The sequence below is a fragment of the Chitinimonas viridis genome (assembly GCF_030409555.1).
Lineage (GTDB): Bacteria > Pseudomonadota > Gammaproteobacteria > Burkholderiales > Chitinimonadaceae > Chitinimonas > Chitinimonas viridis.
Genome location: NZ_JAUFPU010000003.1, coordinates 12,617 through 34,257 on the forward strand (window position 1 = coordinate 12,617; position 21,641 = coordinate 34,257).

The 21,641-nt window shown below is 61.6% G+C and carries 15 protein-coding genes; 9 read left to right on the forward strand and 6 right to left on the reverse strand.

What is annotated here, in order from left to right; translation table 11 throughout:
* Positions 1–742 precede the first annotated feature (742 nt).
* On the forward strand, positions 743–1,585 hold the full coding sequence (locus QWZ03_RS02890) for a heme-binding protein (protein ID WP_290331364.1): 843 nt from the start codon (positions 743–745) through the stop codon (positions 1,583–1,585).
* A 164-nt stretch (positions 1,586–1,749) separates the two neighbouring features.
* Positions 1,750–2,331: a DUF1579 domain-containing protein gene (locus QWZ03_RS02895; RefSeq protein ID WP_290331365.1), complete on the forward strand. Its 582-nt coding sequence runs from the start codon at positions 1,750–1,752 to the stop codon at positions 2,329–2,331.
* A 23-nt stretch (positions 2,332–2,354) separates the two neighbouring features.
* On the opposite strand, the gene QWZ03_RS02900 is transcribed toward QWZ03_RS02895, so the two are convergent.
* Positions 2,355–5,027, reverse strand: coding sequence for a cation-translocating P-type ATPase (locus QWZ03_RS02900; RefSeq protein ID WP_290331366.1), 2,673 nt, complete (start codon positions 5,025–5,027; stop codon positions 2,355–2,357).
* Positions 5,028–5,348: 321 nt separating this feature from the next.
* Here QWZ03_RS02900 and QWZ03_RS02905 point away from each other — a divergent pair, with 321 nt between their 5' ends.
* The gene (locus tag QWZ03_RS02905) at positions 5,349–8,708 is read left to right on the forward strand and encodes a diguanylate cyclase (RefSeq protein ID WP_290331367.1); all 3,360 of its coding nucleotides are present in this window, start codon (positions 5,349–5,351) and stop codon (positions 8,706–8,708) included.
* An 8-nt stretch (positions 8,709–8,716) separates the two neighbouring features.
* On the opposite strand, the gene QWZ03_RS02910 is transcribed toward QWZ03_RS02905, so the two are convergent.
* Positions 8,717–8,956 (reverse strand): hypothetical protein, encoded by a 240-nt coding sequence (locus tag QWZ03_RS02910; RefSeq protein WP_290331369.1) that lies wholly within the window; start codon positions 8,954–8,956, stop codon positions 8,717–8,719.
* 121 nt (positions 8,957–9,077) lie between these two features.
* A complete protein-coding gene (locus QWZ03_RS02915; RefSeq protein ID WP_290331370.1) occupies positions 9,078–10,088 on the reverse strand; it encodes a helix-turn-helix transcriptional regulator in 1,011 nt (336 codons plus the stop codon).
* A 199-nt stretch (positions 10,089–10,287) separates the two neighbouring features.
* Here QWZ03_RS02915 and QWZ03_RS02920 point away from each other — a divergent pair, with 199 nt between their 5' ends.
* From QWZ03_RS02920 to QWZ03_RS02945, 6 genes are all read left to right on the forward strand, one after another.
* Entirely contained in the window at positions 10,288–10,866 is a 579-nt protein-coding gene (locus QWZ03_RS02920; RefSeq protein ID WP_290331371.1) for a hypothetical protein, read from the forward strand.
* Positions 10,867–11,674: 808 nt separating this feature from the next.
* Positions 11,675–11,863 (forward strand): DUF6229 family protein, encoded by a 189-nt coding sequence (locus QWZ03_RS02925; RefSeq protein WP_290331372.1) that lies wholly within the window; start codon positions 11,675–11,677, stop codon positions 11,861–11,863.
* Positions 11,864–11,914: 51 nt separating this feature from the next.
* Entirely contained in the window at positions 11,915–14,788 is a 2,874-nt protein-coding gene (locus QWZ03_RS02930; protein ID WP_290331373.1) for a type 2 lanthipeptide synthetase LanM family protein, read from the forward strand.
* An 86-nt stretch (positions 14,789–14,874) separates the two neighbouring features.
* Positions 14,875–16,695 (forward strand): ABC transporter ATP-binding protein, encoded by a 1,821-nt coding sequence (locus QWZ03_RS02935; RefSeq protein WP_290331374.1) that lies wholly within the window; start codon positions 14,875–14,877, stop codon positions 16,693–16,695.
* Between the two features lie 49 nt (positions 16,696–16,744).
* Positions 16,745–17,164 (forward strand): DUF1801 domain-containing protein, encoded by a 420-nt coding sequence (locus QWZ03_RS02940; protein ID WP_290331375.1) that lies wholly within the window; start codon positions 16,745–16,747, stop codon positions 17,162–17,164.
* Positions 17,165–17,393: 229 nt separating this feature from the next.
* The gene (locus tag QWZ03_RS02945; RefSeq protein WP_290331376.1) at positions 17,394–18,977 is read left to right on the forward strand and encodes an RICIN domain-containing protein; all 1,584 of its coding nucleotides are present in this window, start codon (positions 17,394–17,396) and stop codon (positions 18,975–18,977) included.
* 121 nt (positions 18,978–19,098) lie between these two features.
* Here the strand turns inward: QWZ03_RS02945 and QWZ03_RS02950 are convergent, their stop codons facing one another.
* The 3 genes from QWZ03_RS02950 to QWZ03_RS02960 form a co-directional block, all read right to left on the reverse strand.
* Positions 19,099–19,557 (reverse strand): MOSC domain-containing protein, encoded by a 459-nt coding sequence (locus QWZ03_RS02950; protein ID WP_290331377.1) that lies wholly within the window; start codon positions 19,555–19,557, stop codon positions 19,099–19,101.
* A gap of 513 nt (positions 19,558–20,070) precedes the next feature.
* Positions 20,071–20,583, reverse strand: coding sequence for a hypothetical protein (locus QWZ03_RS02955; protein WP_290331378.1), 513 nt, complete (start codon positions 20,581–20,583; stop codon positions 20,071–20,073).
* 254 nt (positions 20,584–20,837) lie between these two features.
* Positions 20,838–21,080, reverse strand: coding sequence for a hypothetical protein (locus tag QWZ03_RS02960; RefSeq protein ID WP_290331379.1), 243 nt, complete (start codon positions 21,078–21,080; stop codon positions 20,838–20,840).
* Positions 21,081–21,641 lie beyond the last annotated feature (561 nt).

The following is a 21,641-nucleotide window of genomic DNA, read 5'->3' on the forward strand; positions in this document are numbered from 1 at the left end:
GCTTTCCGCCCGTGGGGAGTCCGCCTGTGGCCGGGGCCGCGTGCGGGCGAACGGTCTTGCTGCCGTTCGTGTCAGTCTTAGAGCCTGTTCACGATCTTTTCGCCCCGGCGTTCCGGGTAGTGCCGGATAGCGGACAAGGCACAAGCCGCACCGCGGTACGGGTACCGCAAGCGGTTTGTAACGCCGACCGCTGCCGCGGCGGTCGCTACCGGCAATGCCCGGAACCCGAAGGGCCGGACCGGCGCCGGGGCGAAAAGATCGTGAACAGGCTCTCAGTGGGCGTGGCCCGGCAAGGAGGCGTAAGGCAGGAGAGTGCGTGATGGCCTGACGTTGGCCGGTGGGACCGGACCATGGCAGGGGGCAGGATTCCTCGCTCCTTGTTGACCTCTATGGGTCGCTTTCATGCCATCTCGGTCTGTCTCGGCCCAGGCGGGCAGGGCAGATTGCGGATGCCATGCAATAGCTTTAGCACAAGGCGGATTGGCTACCTTCATTCAAATGGGGGAGGCATAGCAGCGTTGCCAGTTGGTGGGCATGGCCGGTGGGCGGAATAAATCCAGTGTCCCCCAAATGAATGATGCATGGCGCTCGGTCATCCCATAGAACGGAGCTAGCCATCCCGATCTGGCCTGCGCCGTACCTTTTGCCATCGCCATGTGGCGAGTGGTGTGTCCGGCAATAAGCAAGAAAAGCACGGCATTCATGTACGTGCCTACCCAACCGTCACTGGAGGAATACCATCGTGAATCAAGCCCGTCCCCCCGTACAATTGATGCGCGCCAGCCTGCCATCGACCGCCACCGCCTCGCCCTTGGGCCTGCTCAAGAATCTGGCCGGCAGCTGGATAGGTAGCGGCTTCAACCTGATTGCCCTGCCCAACAAGCAAAATGGCGGAATTTTCAGGCTGATGCTGAACGCCACCCATGAAGTACTGGACTTTTCACCCATCGGTGCGCCTGTCCCTAACCGTGGTTCGCTGCAGGACGATATCTTCCTGACCGGTCTGACCTATCTGCAACGGGTCAGCGACAAGCAGAGCCATGCTGCCCTGCATATCGAGCCCGGCATCTGGCTGAACGTCCCGCCCACCAGCGACCCGTCGGCGCCGGCAACCATCGTGCGCCAATCCACCATTCCGCACGGCGATTCATTGCTGGCCCAGGGTACCGCGTTCGAGGTCAACGGCGGCCCGCAGATTGCTCCGGTCAGCTCCACGCCCACGGGGCCTGGCACCGGCCAGCTCGGTTATCTGGACCCCTACCTGCATTCCGACCTGCCCCCCGGCATTACCCAGGCCATGGTGGGCAATCCCAATCAGTTGCTGGTGGATGCCATACAGGGACAGAACATCGTCAACACCGTGGTGCTGGAGATATCCACTACACCGGTGGGCGGTATCGTCAATATCCCCTTCATCGCCCAGAACGCCAATGCCACCAAGCTGGACGCCATATTCTGGATAGAGACGGTGGAGCTGCCCGACGGGGAACAGTTCATGCAATTGCAGTACACCCAGACCGTGATACTCAATTTTGACGGCATAGATTGGCCGCATATCTCGGTGGCTACCATGGTGAAGCAGTAATGTAGGCCTGCATCCTGGCGGGGCGGCTTTGGCCGCTCTACCGGGGTGCAGGGGCCGTGTTGATCGTTCGCAACAGCCAGATGTCTGGCGCCGACATTATGTCGACCCGTCTATTTTCTTCCATGTACGCTTGTCACCGCCCCTACTGACGAAGAGAGCACACCATGTACACCCTGCGCACTACCGTTGCGTCCCTGCTGCTGCTGACCAGTATAAGCAGCCTGGCTGCAGGCACCATGCGGCCTGATCCAGCTAAAGTCATCCCTGCCCAGCAGGCCGCCATGGCCAAGCTGGCTTTTATGGATGGCAGCTGGCGCGGCACCGCCTGGACCCTGCTGCCCTCGGGCGAGAAGCACACGGTTACCCAGACCGAGCGTGTCGGGCCGTTTCTGGATGGGTCGGTCAAGGTGGTGGAAGGACGTGGCTACCAGGCGGACGGCAAGGTGGGCTTCAACGCCTTTGGCACGATCTCCTACAACCCCGCCAGCAATGCCTACACAATGCACTCCTACGCCATGGGCAATGTCGGTGATTTTGCGCTGACCCCCACGGAGCAGGGCTTTGTCTGGGAAATCCCCGCCGGTCCCATGACCATACGCTACACCGCCACCATCAAGGACGGCAGCTGGAAGGAAGTCGGCGACCGGCTGATGCCGGGCAAGGAACCTGTGCGTTTCTTTGAAATGGATCTCAAGCGCATAGGCGATACCGATTGGCCTGCTGCCGGGGCTATCCCACCCAAGTAAGCGCTGCGGCGGGCGATGCCGTATCAGCTGTCGCTACCCCTGGGGCGCGTCAGTGCTTTTTCCAGTTCGATCAGGACACTGCTGCCTGCGGCAAAGGCCGTGATGGTGAGCCACCACTGAGCGCTGATGGGGGCGGTCTGGAAGACGTTGTTGAAGGTGGGGGCGTAGGTGAAGGCCAACTGCAGCAGCAGCATGGCGGCACTGCCCAGCCACACCCACTGATTGGAGAACCAGCCATTGGCCCAGCAGGGCTGGCTCAGGGTGCGGCAGTTAAACAGGTAGAGTATTTCCATCAGCACAAACACATTGGCGGCGACGGTGCGTGCTTCGGCCAGCGTGCTGCCTTGCCGCAGCGCCAGCTCGAACAGGCTGAATGCCCCGACGAGCATCAGCAGGCTCACCAGCACGATGCGTCGCAGCAGGGTTGGGCTCAGTAAGGGCGCCGAGGGGGAGCGCGGCGGCTGTTGCATCATGTCGTGCCGGGGCGGCTCGAAGGCCAGCATCATGCCCAGCAGCACGGCCGTAGTCATGTTGATCCAGAGGATTTGCAGGGGCGTGATCGGCAGGGTTACCCCGGCAAGTATGGCCGCCAGTATCACCAGTCCCTCACCGGCGTTCGTGGGTAGGGTCCAGACGATGAATTTGAGCAGATTGTCGTAGATGCCACGGCCTTCTTCGATGGCAGCTTCGATGGTGCTGAAGTTGTCGTCGGTCAGCACCATGGCGGCCGCCTCACGGGCCACGGCGGTGCCGCCCAGGCCCATGGCCACGCCGATATCGGCCTGTTTGAGCGCGGGGGCATCATTGACGCCATCACCGGTCATGGCGACTACTTCGCCATTGGCTTGCAGCGCCTGCACCAGCCGGAACTTCTGTTCCGGTTCCACCCGGGCGAACACATCGAATTCCCGCGCCACCGTACAGAGGGCGGCATCGTCCAACTGGGCCAGCTCTTGCCCGGTCCAGGCCCTGGTGTCGCTGCCGGTAATGCCTAGCTGGCAGGCGATGGCGCGGGCGGTGCCGGGGTGGTCGCCGGTAATCATCTTTACCCGGATACCGGCGTTGTGGCAGGCCGCAATGGATGCCCGCACCTGAGGTCGAGGCGGGTCTATCATCCCCATCAGGCCGAGGAACACCAGGTCGGCACCCAGGCAGTCGTGATCGAGTATCCGGTTGGCCGCCAGGGTCGAGCGCGTCAGGGCCAATACCCGCAGGCCGGCTTCCGCCATCCGCGCGGTAGCCTGGTGGATGGCCTCTGGCGCCAGCGGTATGGGTTGGCCGTCAGCATTCAGCATGGCGCTGCAGGCGGGCAGCAGTTTTTCCACCGCACCTTTGGCGTAGAGCAGGCGCTCGCCCTCGATCTCGTGCAGGGTGACCATGTATTGCCGGTTGGGGTCGAATGGCAATTCATCCAGCCGGGGAAAGACGCTGTAGAGCGTGTCGCAGTCCAGCCCGGCCTTGCTGGCCGCAACCAGCAGGGCGCCCTCGGTGGGGTCGCCCAGCAGCGTCCATTGCCTTGCTGTGGGCAGCAGCTTGGCGTCGTTGCACAGCACGCCGGCCATCAGTGTCTCACGCAGTGGCGGCGTGATCTCGGCGGGCTGCATGGCTGCTGTTATCTGGCCGATCGGATCGTAACCCAGCCCGCTCACCTTATAGCTTGTCCCGCCAGACCAGATGGCCTGTACGGTCATGGCATTCTCGGTGAGGGTGCCGGTCTTGTCAGAGCAGATGACCGTGGTGCTGCCCAGGGTTTCGACGGCGGGCAGCTTGCGGATGATGGCGCGGCGTCTGGACATGCGTGCTACGCCGATGGCAAGTGTTATCGTCACGGCAGCGGGCAAGCCCTCTGGGATGGCGCCCACTGCCAAGGCCACGGCGGCCATGAACATATTGAAGGCGCTTTCGCCGCGCCAGATACCTACGGCAAAGGTCAGGGCCGCCAGCGCCAGGATGGCGACCAGCAGATAGCGGGTGAATACCGTCAGCTTGCGGGTGAGTGGTGTGGCCAGCTCGGCCGCTCCGGCAATCAGGCCCGATACCTTGCCCGCCTCGGTGTGATCGCCGGTTGCCGTTACTACGCCGCTGCCTTGCCCTGCCACGACCAGGGTGCCGGCATAGGCCATATTGCGTCGGTCACCCAGCACGGTTTCGGCGGGTAGAGCCTGAGCGTGTTTGTCTACCGGCGTGGATTCCCCGGTCAGTGCTGCTTCGGAAGTACGCAGGGACTTTCCCGTGCACAGCCGGAGATCTGCCGGCACCTTGTCGCCGGCCGCCAATACCACCACATCGCCGGGAACCAGATGGGCGGCATCCAGCCGCTGCCGACTGCCACCCCGCATCACGGTGGCCTCCATGGTCATTGAGCGGGCCAGCGCAGCCAGCGCGGCTTCGGCCTTGCCTTCCTGGATATAGCCCACCAGCGCGTTGATCAGCACCACGCCAAGAATCACGCTGGCATCTACTGTTTCGCCCAGCCAGGCGGTGACGGTGCCCGCGACGATCAGCACCAGTATCAAGGGCTGCAGCAACTGCGACAGGAAACGCGCGAGCCCGCTACGTGTGGGTGGCGCGCTGGGCCGATTGCGACCGTGCTTCTGCAGTCTGGCTGCGGCTTCCGCCTCATCCAGGCCTTGCTGGGCATCCACCTCAAAGTGCGCCGCAACATGGGGCGGCTCCATGGCATGCCAGGGGTGCATTCGGCTTATTCCTCCCACAGATCGAACGAATCGTGTTCTGGTTATGACCGTAATGTAGTGCTCGGCGGCAAATGTTGCATTGCGCCATATCAAGGCTGGTGCGGGTATAGGGGCGCACCATGCGGGTTAGCGACGGGGCGAGCGAGGGGTAGCCGGTGATCGCTCCATTTGTCGGCTGGCTGGCAAAGCCGCTCGCCGCCTGCCAAGGTTGAGTATGCACAGCCGTCGGGCCCAGGGCGGGCATGCCCAAGGCGGGCCCGGCATCCATCTGCCAGGGGTACACCGGTTGACTTCAAGGCAGAGGTATCGAGGAGCCCCGTGATGAGCCCTGCCTTGCGGCAAGATCTGCTGACGCTGACGTTGCCTTTGTTCCTACTGTACTTTGTGCTGGCCAGCCTGTGTGTCGGTCTGTTCAAGTTATCGGGTGGGATAGCCGGTCTCTGGCTGCCCAATGCGCTGGGCATAGTTGCCCTGCTGCACTTCCCAGGCAAATGGAGCCTGATACTGCCACCGGTAGCGCTGGCCAACCTGCTGGCCAACCTGGCTTTCGGCGCATCCCTGCAGTTGACCCTGTTCTTTGTCGCAGCCAATCTGGTGGAGATACTGATAGGTTACTGGGCACTGCGGGTACATAACATCAGTGCCGCGTTCGACAGCGATATGTCGTCTACCGTACGGGTACTGTGGGCCGGCGTATTCATGCCGCCGTTGTTGGCGTCGGTGATCGGTGCGGCGGCATTTGGTACCGGCGAATTGGCCACCTTCCAGCATAACTGGCTGCGCTGGTATGTTAGCGACACCATCGGCCTGCTGGTGATGCTGCCCTTGCTGCTCAATAGCAGCCGCGAAGCCTGGCGCAATCACCTGGCGGGGCGGCAGAGCGGCGATGTGGTGATGCTACTGGCGCTGACCATGGGCACGGCCTATTTTGCCCTGGTCCATCTGCCCTATCCCTTTGCCTACATCATGCTGCCCTTGCTGCTGGTGGCCTTGCGCCTCAGCGTGTTCGGCACAGCCCTGATAGGCGGTATCAACGCCCTGTTCATCCTCACCCTGATCGCGCTGGATTGGCTCTCGCCGGGCAGCGCACGCGAGGCCAGCACACCCCTGCACCACCTGCCTATCGCCCTGACGCTGGTACCGGCCTACTTCCTGGCAGTGGTGATCGAACAACTGCGCGCCAGCCGGGCCCAGGCTGCCATCAGCGAGGCCCGTTTCCGTGGGGCCATGGAGTTCTCCGCCATTGGCATGGCGCTGGTCTCCCTGGAAGGCCATTGGCTCAAGGTCAACCCGACGCTGTGCGGCTGGCTGGGTTACACCGAGCAGGAACTGGCCACCATGCGCTTTCAGGATGTGACCTACCCGGACGACCTGCAGGACGATCTGGATCTGGTGCATGACATCCTGAGCGGCCGCATCAACACCTACAAGATGGAGAAACGCTATATCTGCAGGAATGGCCGGGTGCTGTGGGTGGAGCTGGCGGTGTCGGTGGTGCGCGATGAAGCGGGTACGCCACTGTATTTTGTCTCGCAGATCGAGAACATAGACCAGCGCAAGCGGGCCGAGGAGGCACTGCAACTGGACCGGTCCAGGCTGGAGCAACTGGCGCAGAGCAACGGCCTGGGGCAATGGTCGTGGGATGCCGGGCGCGGTTTGCTATGGGATGGCCGAATGCATGCCCTGCATGCGGTGACAGAGGCAAACTTCCGGCCTGCGCTGAATACCTGGGCCTATTTGATGCACCCGCTGGACGGGGAGGGCTTTGAGCATGCGGTGCGGTTTGCCGCCAACGGCGAGACGCAGCTGGATGTGGAAGTAAGGGTGGTGCTGCCCAGAGGCGATATGCGGCATCTGCGTGTTGCCGCAAGGTTGCTGCCTAGCCAGCCCGGCCAGCCGGCGCAGTTGCTGGGGTCCTGCTGTGATATGACTGATGCCCGCCGCGCCAAGGAGATGCTGTTCCAGGCCCAGGAGCGGCTGCAAACCACCATAGCTGCCATCAGTGATGCTGTGTTGCTGACCGATGCCCTGTGTACGGTCTCGTATATGAACCCGGCGGCCGAGGCCATGACGGGCTGGACTTTGGCCATGGCCAAAGGCGTACCCTATGAGCAGGTATTCCGGGCGCTGCACAGCGAAACCGGCGAGCCTGTCGGCAGCCCTATCAAGCTGAGCCTGCAGCAGATGCACGGCTTCTGCCGTGACGAGGGTGTGACGCTGATCAGCAAAACAGGCGAGCGCTACGAGATACGGCATACCGCCGCTCCGGTGCGCGCCAGCAACGGCGAAGTGACCGGTGCTGTGCTGGTCTGGCACGATCAGACCAGCAGCCACAAGCTGCAGAAGGAACTCAGCTTTAGCGCCACCCATGACGCCCTGACCGGCGTGTATAACCGCGCCCGCTTCGAGCAGGAGCTGCAGCGTGCTGTCGTCAATGCCGGCGAGCGCAACTGCCAGCATGCCCTGTGCTTTATTGATATCGATCACTTCAAGGTGGTCAATGATTCGGCTGGCCATGCTGCAGGTGACATGCTGTTGCGCGAACTGGCCCTGCTGCTGATGGAGCAGGTGCGCAACTCCGACACCATAGCCCGCATAGGCGGCGATGAATTTGCCCTGCTGCTGCTGAACTGCGATCTGGGCAAGGCGCAGGAGATGGGCAACAAGATCATTCAGGCCGTCACCAGCCTGCGCTTCCCGTGGGAGGGGCATGTCTATGTGGTGGGGGCCAGTATAGGGATCGCCCCCATCCTGCCCTCCACCCAGGGCACCGGCGAGATCATGGGCCAGGCTGACGTGGCCTGCTACGCTGCCCAGCAGGCCGGTGGCAACCGGGTGTCGCTGTATTACGCCGGCCAGGACGATGTCAAACGGCAACACCACGAGATATTGCTGGCCAGCGGCCTGCGGGAGGCACTGGAGAAGCACCGGTTTACCCTCTACGCCCAGGAGATCGTGCCCACGGCCAGCCATGCCGATTTTCATCGCCACTTCGAGCTGCTGTTGCGCATGTACGACCATGAAGGCGGCCTGATGTCGCCCGGCGTGTTCATCCCGGCGGCAGAGCGTTTTGGCCTGATGGGCAGCATAGACCGCTGGGTGATACAGGAAGTGCTGGGCAATCTGGGCCCGGCGCTGGCGGCGCACTCACATGTGTCGGTGGGTATCAACCTGTCGGCCAACTCTTTCAACGATGCGCAGTTCCTGCCCTATCTGCTGCAGCAGATCGCCCAGTCTGCCATGGCGCCCCGCCAGCTGCATTTCGAGGTGACCGAAACCGCGCTGATGAATCAGCTATCGGTGGCATCCCATATACTCAAGACGCTGCGGGAGCTGGGTTGCAAGGTTGCGCTGGACGACTTCGGTGCCGGCTTGAGTTCCTTCAACTACCTCAAGCACTTTGCTGTCGACATCATCAAGATAGACGGCAGCTTTGTCCGCAATCTGGATCGCAATCCCACCGATGCCGCCATCGTCGCCACCATCAACCAACTGGCCCATCAGCTGGGTGCCGCAACGGTAGGGGAGTTTGTCGAGTCGCAGGAGATATTCGATTGCCTGGCCAAGCTGGGCGTGGATTACGCCCAAGGCTATGCGGTGGGCCGGCCCATCGCACTCGATACGGTGCTGGCCGAGCTGCAGGCAGGCAGCAAGGTGCGCCAGATTCGCGGGGTACGCTGACTACGGGGTCAGAGTCGCCCGTGCGCGGGTTTCTTGTCGGGCGGCGGTTGGCCATCCTCGAACAGAAACAGCAACTGGCTGCTACGTGCGGTTTTGGATCGCAACCCCGCCGCGCGCTGTGCTTGCACGCTGGTGGCCTGGGTGGCCTCTTGCATGGCCATCTCCAGCTGGGGTGCCACCGTCGGCAGATGGCTGCCAGGTAGGCCAAGCAGGGCGATCCATATCCAAGGTCGGGAGAGGTAGTGCATGCTCGTCCCCTTGCGTGGTGAGCGCAGGTACTACGTGCGCAGCTTGATCATCGCCCTCCCAACCTTGACGCAATCTGGGCGGGTGATTAAAGGGCGTTAATCTGGGAGGTATGGTGGGTGGCTAGGCCTTGCCGCTACCAACCTTGCCGGCGCCTGGGTTGGGCTCCTGCCCGTAGAGCGCCAGCACGGCCTGTGCCTCCTGCTGTAGTGCCAGGCGTAGCGCTGCTGGCGCGAGTACTTCGACCTCGGCGCCCAGGCGCAGCAGTTGGCGTGCCGAGTACTCCGGCGTCTCGATAGGCATTTCTGCCTCTATCCATTGCTCGCGCGCACTGGGCCTGCTGCTGGCCTCTACTTGCTCGGCCGCCATGGGGCTGACGGCGCGCAGGATGCGGCAGCCCTCTGCCGACAGCCTGACGGTGGCGATATCTCTCGTCAGCCATCGTTCGAAATCAGCTACCGAAGCAGGCCAATGCACGGCCAAATCGAAGCCGGCAGGGCGCTTGAAGCTACGGTCCGAAACCTCGATGGAGCGTATGCTGGCAACGCGGTAGCTGCGCGGTTGTTTGCCGCGATGGCTGGCGACCAGATACCAAAGCCCACCTTTCAGCACCAGCCCCAGGGGCTCCAGCTCATGCCGGGTTGGGCCTTGCCAGTTCTCGTAGTCAATAAGGATGCAGCGCTCGCGCCAGACGGCATTGGCCAGCTCCGGCAGGCAGGGTGCGGTTTCGGCACGGTGATACCAGGGCAGTGGGTCGATATGGAATCGGCGGGCGATGCGTAGTGCCCCCTCGCCGGCGTCTACTGGCAAGCTGGCCATGAGCTTCAACTGCGCGGCGGTGGCTTCGGCACCCAGGCCCAGATCCCGCGCTATGGTGGCAATGCCGGCCAGCGGCAAGCTCTCTGCTTCGCCAGGGGTCAGGCCCGTCAGACGGGTGCGATACCCCTCGTGCAGGGTGATGCCGCCCTGGCGGCCCCGCTCGGCATAGACGGGAACACCGCTGGCGCTCAGCGCATCCACGTCGCGGTAGATGGTCCGTACCGACACTTCAAACTCGCGCGCCAGCACCGTGGCCGACAGGCAGCCACGCCATTGCAACAGCATCAGGATGGAGAGCAGCCGGCTGGATCGCATGGTGAGGCGGGTATCAGGCGCGGCAAGAAAATACCTGCCACAGGTTGTCAGGTATTGAAGCGTAGCATTTCTTCCAGCCTCAGGTGCCCTGTGTGCAAGGGCGCGGTCGATGCCGGCATGTATTGCGGCGCGGAACGCTACTGCATGCAGGGCCTCACGGCCCATGCTTACCCTGTAATCCTGACAACTGGAGATTGAGATGGACCAAACCCGCCGTACCTTGATGATGGCTGCCGGTGCCGCAGCCCTGCTGCCAGGCGCTACCTTGGCGAGCAACGCCCCTGTGCTGGATGCCGTACCGCCGCTGCCCAAGCTGCCGACACCGGGCAAGCCTGGCGATTTCAACTTTCTGGCAGGCGAGTGGAAGATACGCCACTGGCGCCTGCCGGCTGGGGCGAAGGAGTGGGACCATTTTGAGGGCGAGGCTACCTGCTGGACGATCTTGGGCGGCGTAGGCAGCGTCGAGGAGTTGCGTATCCCGGCTCGTAACTTCAGTGGCATGGGCCTGCGCCTGCTCGATGTTGAGCAGCAGCGGTGGTCCGACTTCTGGGTGAATGCCCGCAGCGGCGCGCTGACACCACCGGGATTGCAGGGTAGCTTCGAGCAAGGCGTAGGGCTGTTCTGGGCCGAGGAAGAAGTGGCAGGCCGCAAGACGATCTCGCTCGGTATCTGGGACAGCATCACCCCCCATGGTTGCCGCTGGCGCCAGGTGGTTTCGGAGGATGGCGGCCAAAGCTGGGCGCACAACTGGGTGATGGAGTGGCGGCGGGCCAAGTGATGGCAAGGCGCTGACGCATGGGCCCGGGTGCTGCCTGGGCCAGTGCCGCTGGGCGGTACACCCCATCCGCTTCTGGGCGCACTTGCTGGCGTTGCGCTGAGGCAAACGAGCAATCGCAAACTGTGAACCGCCTTGCTGAGAGCAAGCGGATGTCTGCAGGGTTGGGCGGGTAGCTGGGCCTGCCAAGCAAGCGCACCGAAACACGATCGCCGGCGGAATTGGGTGGGGTGCTGCTGGTGTGGGTTGCCGAGCGCGGGTGGATTAGTTTCGCGGCATAAGATTCGACTGGCAATATATGGGCATGGATTTATTCCATCTTGTTTTATTCAGCAAGGGTAAATCGTGTTTGCTGCGATGCGAAATAAGTGCTGGCTTGCCCGTGTGAAATCTGAATTGGCGTGATGGGTGGTGTGCATAATGCATTGTTTATTATGGATTTTTTGTTTGCCGGATTAGGTGTGTTTGCTGCGGCTGTGGAGTGCAACTTGCAAGGAGGGTATATCAGTTTATTTTCTTATAATCACGACTAGATAATGCCGGTGGCAGAGTGCGGGATTGAATGATAAGGCAAAGGCTGGGCGGGGGATTTGGGCACAAGATTAAGATGTGGCGAGATTGATTCAATAACCCGCTATGCATAAGAAATGATTCGATTCGCAAAGTTTGTTGGTGTAGCTTGAATTCGGCTGCTGAGCGATGGCACAAGCGTCTTATCGGCAGCACGGGGAGCCCCTGCAAAGTACCGGCGGCGATGCTTTGCAGGGGCCCTCCGACAAACTCAATCGACCAACCGTGAGAAGGAAGACTTATGAACAGCATCGACGCAGCAAGCCTTGTTGACCTGTGGCGTAATGAAGCCAGCGAAGAGAATCCCGCTGGTTCCTTGTTCGTTAGCGGTGAGTACGCCGAAGCCGACATCACCATGGCCATCCGTCCCCTGACCTTTGGCGGCTGTGGCACGGCTTGCACTGGTTCGTCGCGTTATATGTGCTGTTAAGCAAACGCATCGAAACCAAGTAGAGAGGTTTATTGAATGATGGTGTCAGCTATGGACACCAGTAACTTCGATAAATGCCTGGGTTGCCTGATCTCGCCGTACGTTGACGAGCTGGCAACCCAGCTTTTTTCGGTTGCTGGGCTGCTCGAAGGGGAGTCGCAAGTCATTCTGCGAGTGACGGGCGAAGCGTTACAGGAAGTACTGCACGCCAAGCTGGGGCGCCTGCTGCTGCTGGAACTGAACGCGGCGCGGGTGACGGGCAAGCTGGTGGCGGAGGACCCTGCCAAGCGCTGGGCCGAGTTCATCGAAATGGCATCGCAACGCCAGTTCTGGGATGACCTGGCGGGGCCGTATCCTACTGTGCTGCGCCGTATCGACACCGTCATCCGGAACCGGTGCATGGCCTCTTTGCGTTTTGCCCAGCGCTGGGCGGCGGACCGTGCCGCGCTCGCTGAGCTGTGTGGCCAGCCTGCAGGGCGATTGCTGGAGCTGAGCCTGGGCGCTGGCGATAGTCACCAACAGGGCCAGACGGTAGGCATTGTCCACTGCGAAGGTGGCCGTATCGTATACAAGCCGCGTTCGATGGCGGTGGATGTGGCGCTGGGAGCGTTTGTCCGCGACATTGCCCAGGCGCATGGCAGTGCCATGACCATAGGCGTGCCCCGCGTGCTGTTGCGCGGCGAGCATGGATGGTCTGAGTTTGTGGCGCACCGCTACGCAGCCGATGAGCAGGAGCTGCGCGCGTTCTACCGTGGCATAGGCCACTGGCTGGCCTTGATGCGCCTGCTGGGTGGCAATGATCTACATGCCGAGAACCTGATTGCCCATGGTAGCTGCCCTATCGTGGTGGACTGCGAAACGCTGTTTGCGCCTCGGCTACCGGTCAGGCCTTCTGGTTTGGGGGCGGCCGTAGACGAAGCCAACCTGCTGGTGAATGAGTCGGTACTCAATGTGGGCATGTTGCCTGGCCGTGGCCGTGGCTTAGGCTGGCGCGGCGTGGATGTCTCCAGCGTGGGTATGCTGCCGGGCCAGCAGCCGGTGTTGAATGTACCAGGTGTCGTCAATGCGGGCTCAGACCAAGCCAGGCTGGGCCGGACCACGATGGAGATGCCGCGCAGCCAGAATCACCCCAGCCCCGAACCCGCCCTGGGCAACTATTGGCCGGAGGTGTTGTCCGCATTCGATGAACTGACGGCAACCCTGCAGCGGCTGGATGCTGCCGGTACCTTGCATCATCGCCTGCAGGCCTTTGAGCCGTGCCGCATCCGTTTTGTCCCCCGGCCGACCGAGGCTTATGCGGAAATCAGCCGCATGCTGTGGCACCCGGTGTCGCTGCACAAGGAGGGGCCGGCGCGCGACAAGGCGTTTAATCTGCTGGCCACCATGGCGGTCAATTTCATCTCGGCGCCTTCCGACCCTATCGTGATCAATGCCGAGATAGACGACCTGCTGGAAGGCGATATCCCATTTTTTACCGCCATCGCCGGGCATGGCGTGCTGGACGGCCCCCGGGATACCCGTTGGCTCAAACCCTGCAACCTGGTGGAGGCCGTACTGGAGGGCTGGCGCGCCGCAGATTTCGAACTGGAGCGAAAGGTGATACGTGCGAGCCTGGTGAGCGCCTTTATTTCAGACGGCTGGTATCCCGAGGATGTCTCGATACTGCCGGCGCAGCCCCGTGTCGATGCGCTGGAGCTACGCCGGCGCGTGCTGGCGGCGCGTATTGTGACGGACATGCAGTCGGCCGCTATACGCGGCAAGGATGGGACGGCTGCCTGGATTGCGCCGATAGTGGGGGCCAATGGCTGGTCGGTGCAGCCGCTGGAGGACGATCTGTACGGTGGCACCAGCGGCGTGGCGCTGCTGCTGGCCGCCTATCTGAAAGAAGTGGAAGCGGGTCGCGCCGACCCTGTGGCGGGCCTGGACAGCCTGCTGGCCGACGTATTGCACTCGCTGAACCTGCTGGAAGACTGGGTGGTCAAGGAGTGGAAGCGCGCCGGCACCCAGAAGATGCGTCCCCTGCAGCCGGGCGGCTATATCGGGCTGGGCTCGCAGATATGGACCCGGCTGACACTGGCGGCCTGGGGTATGGACGGCGGTGATGGGGTAGTGCGCGCCTGTGCCCTGGCCGAGATGCTGCCGGCGGCCGCTGCTGCCGACGAAGTGAACGATCTGCTGACGGGCCGCAGCGGGGCCATTGTGCCCTTGCTGGTGCTGGCGCGTACGACAGGCGATACCCGCTATCTGCGCATGGCTTGCGATATTGGCGACCAGCTATGCGACCGTGCCCAGCAGCAGGGCACGACTGCCCATTGGACACACGAGCGTTGGCCCAAGGGCATAGGCGGATTTGCCCATGGTGTTACCGGCATAGGCTGGGCCTTGGCTTGGCTGGGGCGCGAGTCGGGCCAGCAGCGCTATACCGACATGGCGCAGGCTGCCTTTGCTTTTGAAGACCAGCTGTATGACGAAGACGAGCAGAACTGGCTGGATTTGCGTGATCTACCGGTCAGGAGCGTGGCGGCATGGTGCCATGGTGCCGTGGGCATAGGCCTGGCGCATCTGCACCTGGACCCACACCTGGCGGAGCCAGCCAATCGGCAGCGTGTGCGGATTGCCGCAGCGGCAGCCTGGCGAGCCGGCTTTGGCCAGAATCATTGCCCCTGCCATGGCGATCTGGGTGCTTGGGAGCTGTTGCATCGCGCCATGGCTTTGGGTGAGGCCCCCGAGGGGCTGAACCACGAGCAGGTATTGTCCTTGATACTGACCAGTATCGAAGACCACGGGCCGGTTAGCGGGATTGCCCGCAATACCTTCGCGCCGGGTTTGTTGTCCGGCTTGGGGGGCGTGGTGTACCAGTTGCTGCGGGCCCACCCTGACTGCGATCTGCCCTCTGTCTTGACCTTGGGTGGGGGTGGGCTCTGAGCCAAAGCGCTGAAGAAAGTACGCTGGATACGCCGTTCTGGCGCATAGACCGGGGCGAGTCGGCCGCCCCTGGCCTGCGTGGGGTGTTGCGTCGGCTGAATCAAGCCATCCGGCCGGCCGCCGCCCTGCTGCGGCGAGCCGCCCCCCGGGCCATTCTGGTGGTGGTGGTGGCACAGTTGCTGGCCGGTGCGGCGGCAACCTGGGCCTTCCTGCTGACGCCTGAGGTGCTGAACCAGTTGTTTGGCGCCCAAGGTGGGATTGCCTCGCTGCGCCTGGTACTGCCGGCCATAGCCCTGCTGCTGCTGGTTTACCTGGTGCGCATGGCGCTGGATGCCGTAACGGCCATGGCCAAGGCCCATATGGGGCCCAAGGTGCACAGGGCTGCAGAAGAGGCGCTCTGCCAGGCTGCCGTCGGAGTGGACCTGGCCTCGTTTGATGACGCGGACTTCTACGACCAGATGCACCGGGCGCAGATGCGGGGTGTCATGCATATGGAGGGCGCCACCAATAGTCTGGTCGAAGCCCTGAGTGCCAGCCTCGCGGTGCTGAGCGCTAGTATTGCGCTGTGCTGGCTGCACCCGCTGCTGCTGCCGATACTGGTGTTGGCCCTGCTGCCTGAAGGCTGGGCCGCGCTGACGGCGGCGCAGGTGCAATATGCCGGCATGTCGGTGACCATCGATCTGTCGCGGCAGCTGGAGATGATGGCCGAACTGGCGACCAACCGGGATGCGGCGGCCGAGATACGCGCCAACCAGGCGCAGCCCTATGTGCTGGCGGAGCACCATCGCAGCGCCCTCGCCCTGCAGCAACACCTGGTGGCGCTGGGCTTGCGGGAGGTGCGTGCCACCACATTGGGGCGGCTGCTGTCATCGCTGGGCCTGGTGGCTACCTTTGCGGCGCTGGGTTTCATGCTGCATTGGCAGTGGCTGGATCTGGCGATAGCCGGCACGGCCGTCATCGCCATACGCAGCGCCAGCCTGGCATTGGGGCGACTGATGCAGGTGAGCCACGACCTGTTCGAGAAAACGCTCTATATCAGCGATTACTGTGAATTTATCGACAAGGCGGCGCAGCGCAGATTAGCGGTGGGCAAGCTGGCGGCGCCCACGAACCCGCAGTTGGTGACGCTCGATCGCGTCACCTTTCGCTACCCTGGCACGCACGGGCCGGCTGCCTTGCGCGATATCTCGTTGCAGATCAAGGCGGGCCAAACCATTGCCCTGGTGGGCGAGAATGGGTCGGGCAAGACTACGCTGGCCAAGGTGATCGCCGGCTTGCTACAGCCTAGCGGGGGCAGCGTTAGCTGGGATGGTGTACCGCTTGGGCAGATAGACCCTGGCAGCCTGGCTGATCAGGTCGCCATGGTGTTGCAGGACCCCATACGCTGGCCCCGTAGTGCCAGGGACAATATCCGCCTGGGGCGCTACGACAGGGCTGACCCTGCTGATGTGGCCCTGCTTGATGCCGCGCAGCAGTCTCGCGCCGCCGAAGTCATCAGCCAATTGCCTGATGGTTGGGAGACCCTGCTGTCACGCGAATTCAGTGGTGGGCACGATCTGTCAGGCGGCCAATGGCAACGCCTGGCCGTGGCGCGTGGCTTGTATCGGGATGCGCCCTTGGTTATCTGGGACGAACCCACCGCGCCGCTGGATGCCAAGGCCGAGCATGCGGTGTATGAGTCACTGCGCCAGCTCGCCCATCACCGCACGATGATCCTGATCACCCATCGCTTGGCCAGCGTACGCAATGTGGATTGCATTTACTTCCTGGAGCGTGGCGCCGTGGTGGAGGCAGGGCCCCACGAGGCCCTGATGCAGCAGAATGGCAAATACGCCGAACTGTACAACTTGCAGAGCCGCTTGAATGGCTTGGTAGGGGACGTACAGGTGGCAGGCGGCACCCTATGACCAGGGCAACGGGTTTGCCATGGGCTGGCGGCGCGCAGGTGGGGATGGCATGGCAACACGACACCCCATGATGAGCCCGCTACTGCGATTTCCCACTGCCGTCAGGCATGACCCAGCCATCGAAACCTGGATGCAAGCCCATCCGGGCGAGTTGGGGGAAATCGCGCAGCACTGGTTTGCCCTGATCCGCGGCTGTGGCGACGATGTGCGGGAGCTATTGCACGATGGCCATCCCACTGCCTGCGTGGGCGATGCGGCGTTTGCCTATGTCAATGCCTTTACCGCCCACGTCAATGTCGGCTTTTTTCGTGGTGCCGAGTTGGCCGACCCAGGACATCTGCTGGAAGGCACGGGCAAGTACATGCGCCATGTCAAGCTACGGCCTGGCCAATCGCTAGACAGCCGGGCCTTGATAGCGCTGGTTGAAACGGCTTATCGGGATATGCAGGCGCGTTTTCAGGAAGGGTAGTGCTGCTGGGCTACGGGCCCTTGGTTGGCTGTGATGGGCAATCCCGCAACGGGCTAGTTGCACTCGCTAGCTTGCATGCCAACTAGTACCAGTCTCACTCATTTGGGTGATTCTTTGCCCTGGTGGCACTCATATTATATTTTCCGTACGAGAACCCACGCCAAGACCAAGGGATGGATGCCGTTACCCCTGGCTATGGCGGGCAGCCGACGCAAGGCAAGGAGGAATCATGTTACGCCGTACTGGTTTTATCCGTCTGATGCTGGCCTGTGCATGGCTGGCCTTGTTCAATGCACAGGTGTTGGCCGGCCCGGACTACCTGGCCAGCGGCACCTTTGCCCTGCGCAGCAATAGCGATTATCGCTATCTCTCCATCAGGGATGCGGTGCCGGCCGTGGGGTCGATTGCCTCAATGTCCCGATTTAACGCGGGAGAGACGAATCGCCATACCTGGCGCTTTATCCCCAAGGCCGACGGTTTCTACCAGATCAAGTCGCAAACCGGTTTCTTCCTGACCCAGAAGCGCCTGCTGGTGCCGACGCTGGACCCAGACCTGGACGAGGACAGCCAGCTGTGGCGGGTAGTTGATGCGGGCGATGGCTTTTACACCATTCAATCCAAGACCAATAAATACCTAGCGGTGACGGATGCCCGGCGGCGGGACGGTGGCATTGTCAGCTTCACCAATAGCATCAGCTACACCGATACCCAGAAATGGCACCTGATCAAGTGGACCGGAGATGGCAGGCAGATGACCAGTTTTATGCCGGGCACGCATGGTTTCAAGTTCGCCAATACCTTTCAGGGGGTGGACGCCAGCTATGCCTACGGCGGCCTGTGTGGTGGCATGGTCTACAGCGCCATGGATTATTTCAGCCTGGGCATGGCTATCCCACCGCAGACCTATACACCGGCCAACCGCACGCCCTTGCAGTCGCACATCTATGCACGGCAGAACAAAGCCGCCATGGAAAACCAGCTGGACAAATGGATGGAGCTTAGGCTGAACCCATTCGGCTGGCGTGATGCGGAGTTTTTTGAATGGGGCTTGCGTGGCAGCGGCGGTGGCCGGCTGCAGGAGCTGCAGGAAATGATCAATAGCGCCAAGCCAGCGCCGCTGGGTCTGTATGAGGGGGGCACGAGCAATTTCGAGGGATGGAAGGCCGGCGATCACCAGGTGCTGGCCGTGGGCTATGCGCTGGGCCGCTACCGTGGCGATCTGGGCAGCCACAAGCAGGATCTGAAAATCTTTGTCTACGACCCCAACTACCCCGGCCAGACCATGACCATGGTGCCCGATGTGACACGCAAGGCCTTCTTCTATGTCGAGGATCCTGCCGTACGCCGCACCTACTTTGTCGACCGCAAATACGCCGCCGTGACCCCGCCCAGGCTGGATGCACTGGCCGCCAACGAGCCAGACGGCCGCATACGGCACATCTATGCCAGCTTCCGTACCGGCGGAGACGATCTGCGCGGCGGCAACGACAATGTGAATGTGATTGTCAGCTACACCGACGGCAGCTCGCAGACCTTCCTCGACGTCAACCGGCAGGCAAGGTGGATAGACAACTATGAGGAGACGGTGCCCCTGGTACTGAACCGGCCCGTCCGCAAGGCCGATATCACCAGCTTTGTGCTGACCACGACATTCGGTGGCGGCATAGGCGGCGATAACTGGAACCTGGATTCGTTCCGGGTCACTAATGGCGGCAATATCGAACTGATATGCGCAGGCTGCCGGGCAGAAGACCCGAAGCCGCTGAAACGGTTTACCGGTGACAACCAGTATTTGCGTATGCCGATGCGGTAGCGATAGCCGGCGTCGGCAAGCAGGCAGGCTTGCGTAGGGGAGAGGCCCTGGTGGATAGGCCGGTAGGAGGAGCCCCTGCTACTAGCGGGGGCTTTTCTCCTGGCGGCTATCGGCGTGCATTCTATGTGGCCGTCTCAATACGCGCGCCACGGGCAATCTCGCCGCCACTGATCACATCGGCACGCAGCCCACCACGGTGTACCCAGTACTTGATGACCTCGGCTGGCGTCAGGGATGCACTGCTGAGGTTGTTGCCCACCAGGATGCAAGGCTCGCACAACTCGACACCGCGCAGCCTTACCGGGCCGATGGTGAACTCCACATTCACCAGATCGTTCAAGCGCAGGCCCCGGGTGACCAGATTACGGCGCGTTATCGACAGGTCGGGCGTGCGCAAGTGCGCCGCGCAGAACTGCTCTATCTCCTCGGCCTCGACCAAGGTCAGGTTTTGGCCTGGGTAGGTATGCATCCCGAAGTAGCGGTCGCCTACAATGCCCATGCCGCTATGGAGCGTGATGTGCTCACACTCCATTTGTGCGAGGCCGCGCTCCGGGCTGATGAAGATACGTTCGACGATCACTGCATGCTCCTGATGTATAACCATGTTTAGGCCAAGGGCGCTGCCCGAAGCCTCTCTTTCGTCGCGATGCGATGTTGCTTCGCGGTTTCTGGAGGCTCCTGTTGGCGGCGCTTAGTACGCAAATACCTCGGCTTAGTTCGCCGAGTAGGTTTCATCGGCACTGGGAAAGGTGCCGCCCCTAACGTCTGCTTCATACTTTGCGATCGCGGCCCCTACCACTTCACGCAGATTTTCATAGCGCCGGACGAACAGCGCTTGCACCAGGCGGGTCGCTTGGGCAGCCATAGCAAGTCAGTTGCTTTTATCAGCCCATTCGCTGGTGGGTTACCTAATGTAGTGGCATACCTCGTTAAATGGGAACTGGAAGGCTTCCTGGCAACTTCTACAGACGTAAGAGTGGGGCCGCATGAGGGGTGGCAGGTTATGTGAGTCACCTGTATGGAGGCGAGTGCATTGTGCGTGAGAGGCGGGGGGATGCAGGCTGCTTGCGCGGTCAAGTGGTCACGCAACCCGCTATTCCCGCGCGCTGTAGTACTCACCTAACGCTATGACGGAGGTCAGTAGAATTTGCTGTCCTGTTGGAGTATGGATGCGATAGGCGCCATTGTCTGGGTTGAACCAAATGGCCTCCTGAGTTGCAGCGAGCAGGTAAACGCACCACCAGTCTTCTGCTGCTGCAGGATAGGGTTGCCGAGCTTCCTTCAGCATGTTTTTTACACGAATGTGGGGGATCTTTCGTCTGGCTAAATCCGCCTGCTTCATGACGTCAGGCGGGTAAACATAGGTCTTCAGCTTGGTTTTAGATAGACCGGTGATTTGCGCCATGAGGTCAAGTGTGGACTCCTGGACGACCCGATCGGCGGCAGAGTCGGCATGGAGCTGGCTCCACTTATTGGTGTGCCCGCAGGCAGGACAAGGCACGGTCAGCGACACCAGCATGCGCTGTTCGTCGATATCCACCTCTTTCAGTTCGACCGTAATGGCAGCACAACACCTGCTGCAGTGGATTTTGGTACCTGTTCCCATGTTGAGTCTCTGCTGAGTCGTATTGGCGACACCTGACATGCCGGATAGAGAAAACCGATAGCCCTCCCATTCTAAAGGCTTTCGTGCACTGCAAATTGGTGGTGTCCGTAAACACTACGTCTAATTTTAAGCGGCGCGCCTGGATGCGGCGGTTGTAGGAGCATGTCGACCTTCGACGAGGATCTAGGGGATTGCTTCTGCCTAATTCTGTTTGTATCCAGCTCGCTTATGGAATGTGATTGACGGGATCAAGGCTATCTCGCAAGTGCTTCCAAGCGGGAGATATGCTGATGGAGCTGAGCAACAATAGCGCGGTTGTCTTCGTCTGCTTTTCGGAGCTTGCGGTAGCTGCGAAGCGCCTTATGGCAGTAGCCCAGGGCGAGCTTTGGCGCCGCGTCTGCATAGGCATGGCATAGGTGATACGCGGCTTCCTCGTGCCCTGCCTTCTCTGCGGGCAGCCAATACTGCTGAATGGCACGCTTTTGATCTTGCTTCACGCCCCATCTCATTTAGTAGAGGAAACCCAGGTTGTTTTGGGCGTCGTGCCGTAGGCGCTCTGACCCCTTGGGGGTGTCTTTGGCATCGATGATAGTCATCCACGCCAAGCGCGCAGCAGCGCATTCCTTTGCACGAAAGTGTCTTGTTCCCTTGTAGAAATGACACTCTGGATGCGTGACGGATACTGACGCCAAATCAGGCTCTTGGCAGGGGGCGCTGTGGGCGGCCACAGAGGTCGTGGCGAGTGCGAGAAGCAAGACGACGCCAAGTGGATGCGTTGAATGGCGATGGGTCGAAGCTGCTGAAAACTTCTGTGATTGAAGGGTTAATGCACGAGCGGGCATTTATCAAACTTGGTTGACTGAAGATGTAGCCTGCGCATTATCGCGGAGGGGAATTGTTAGTAAAAATTCGGTCAATCACACCTACGATAGGGTCGAGCGGGGGTAGCGATCATTGCGATCTTGCGAGGCTAGATAGAGGCTCGCAATGCTGGACGTAGATAGGTGCCAACACCGGCACGATTTGCAAGCCGTCACAACAGCTCGGACTTTTCCGGA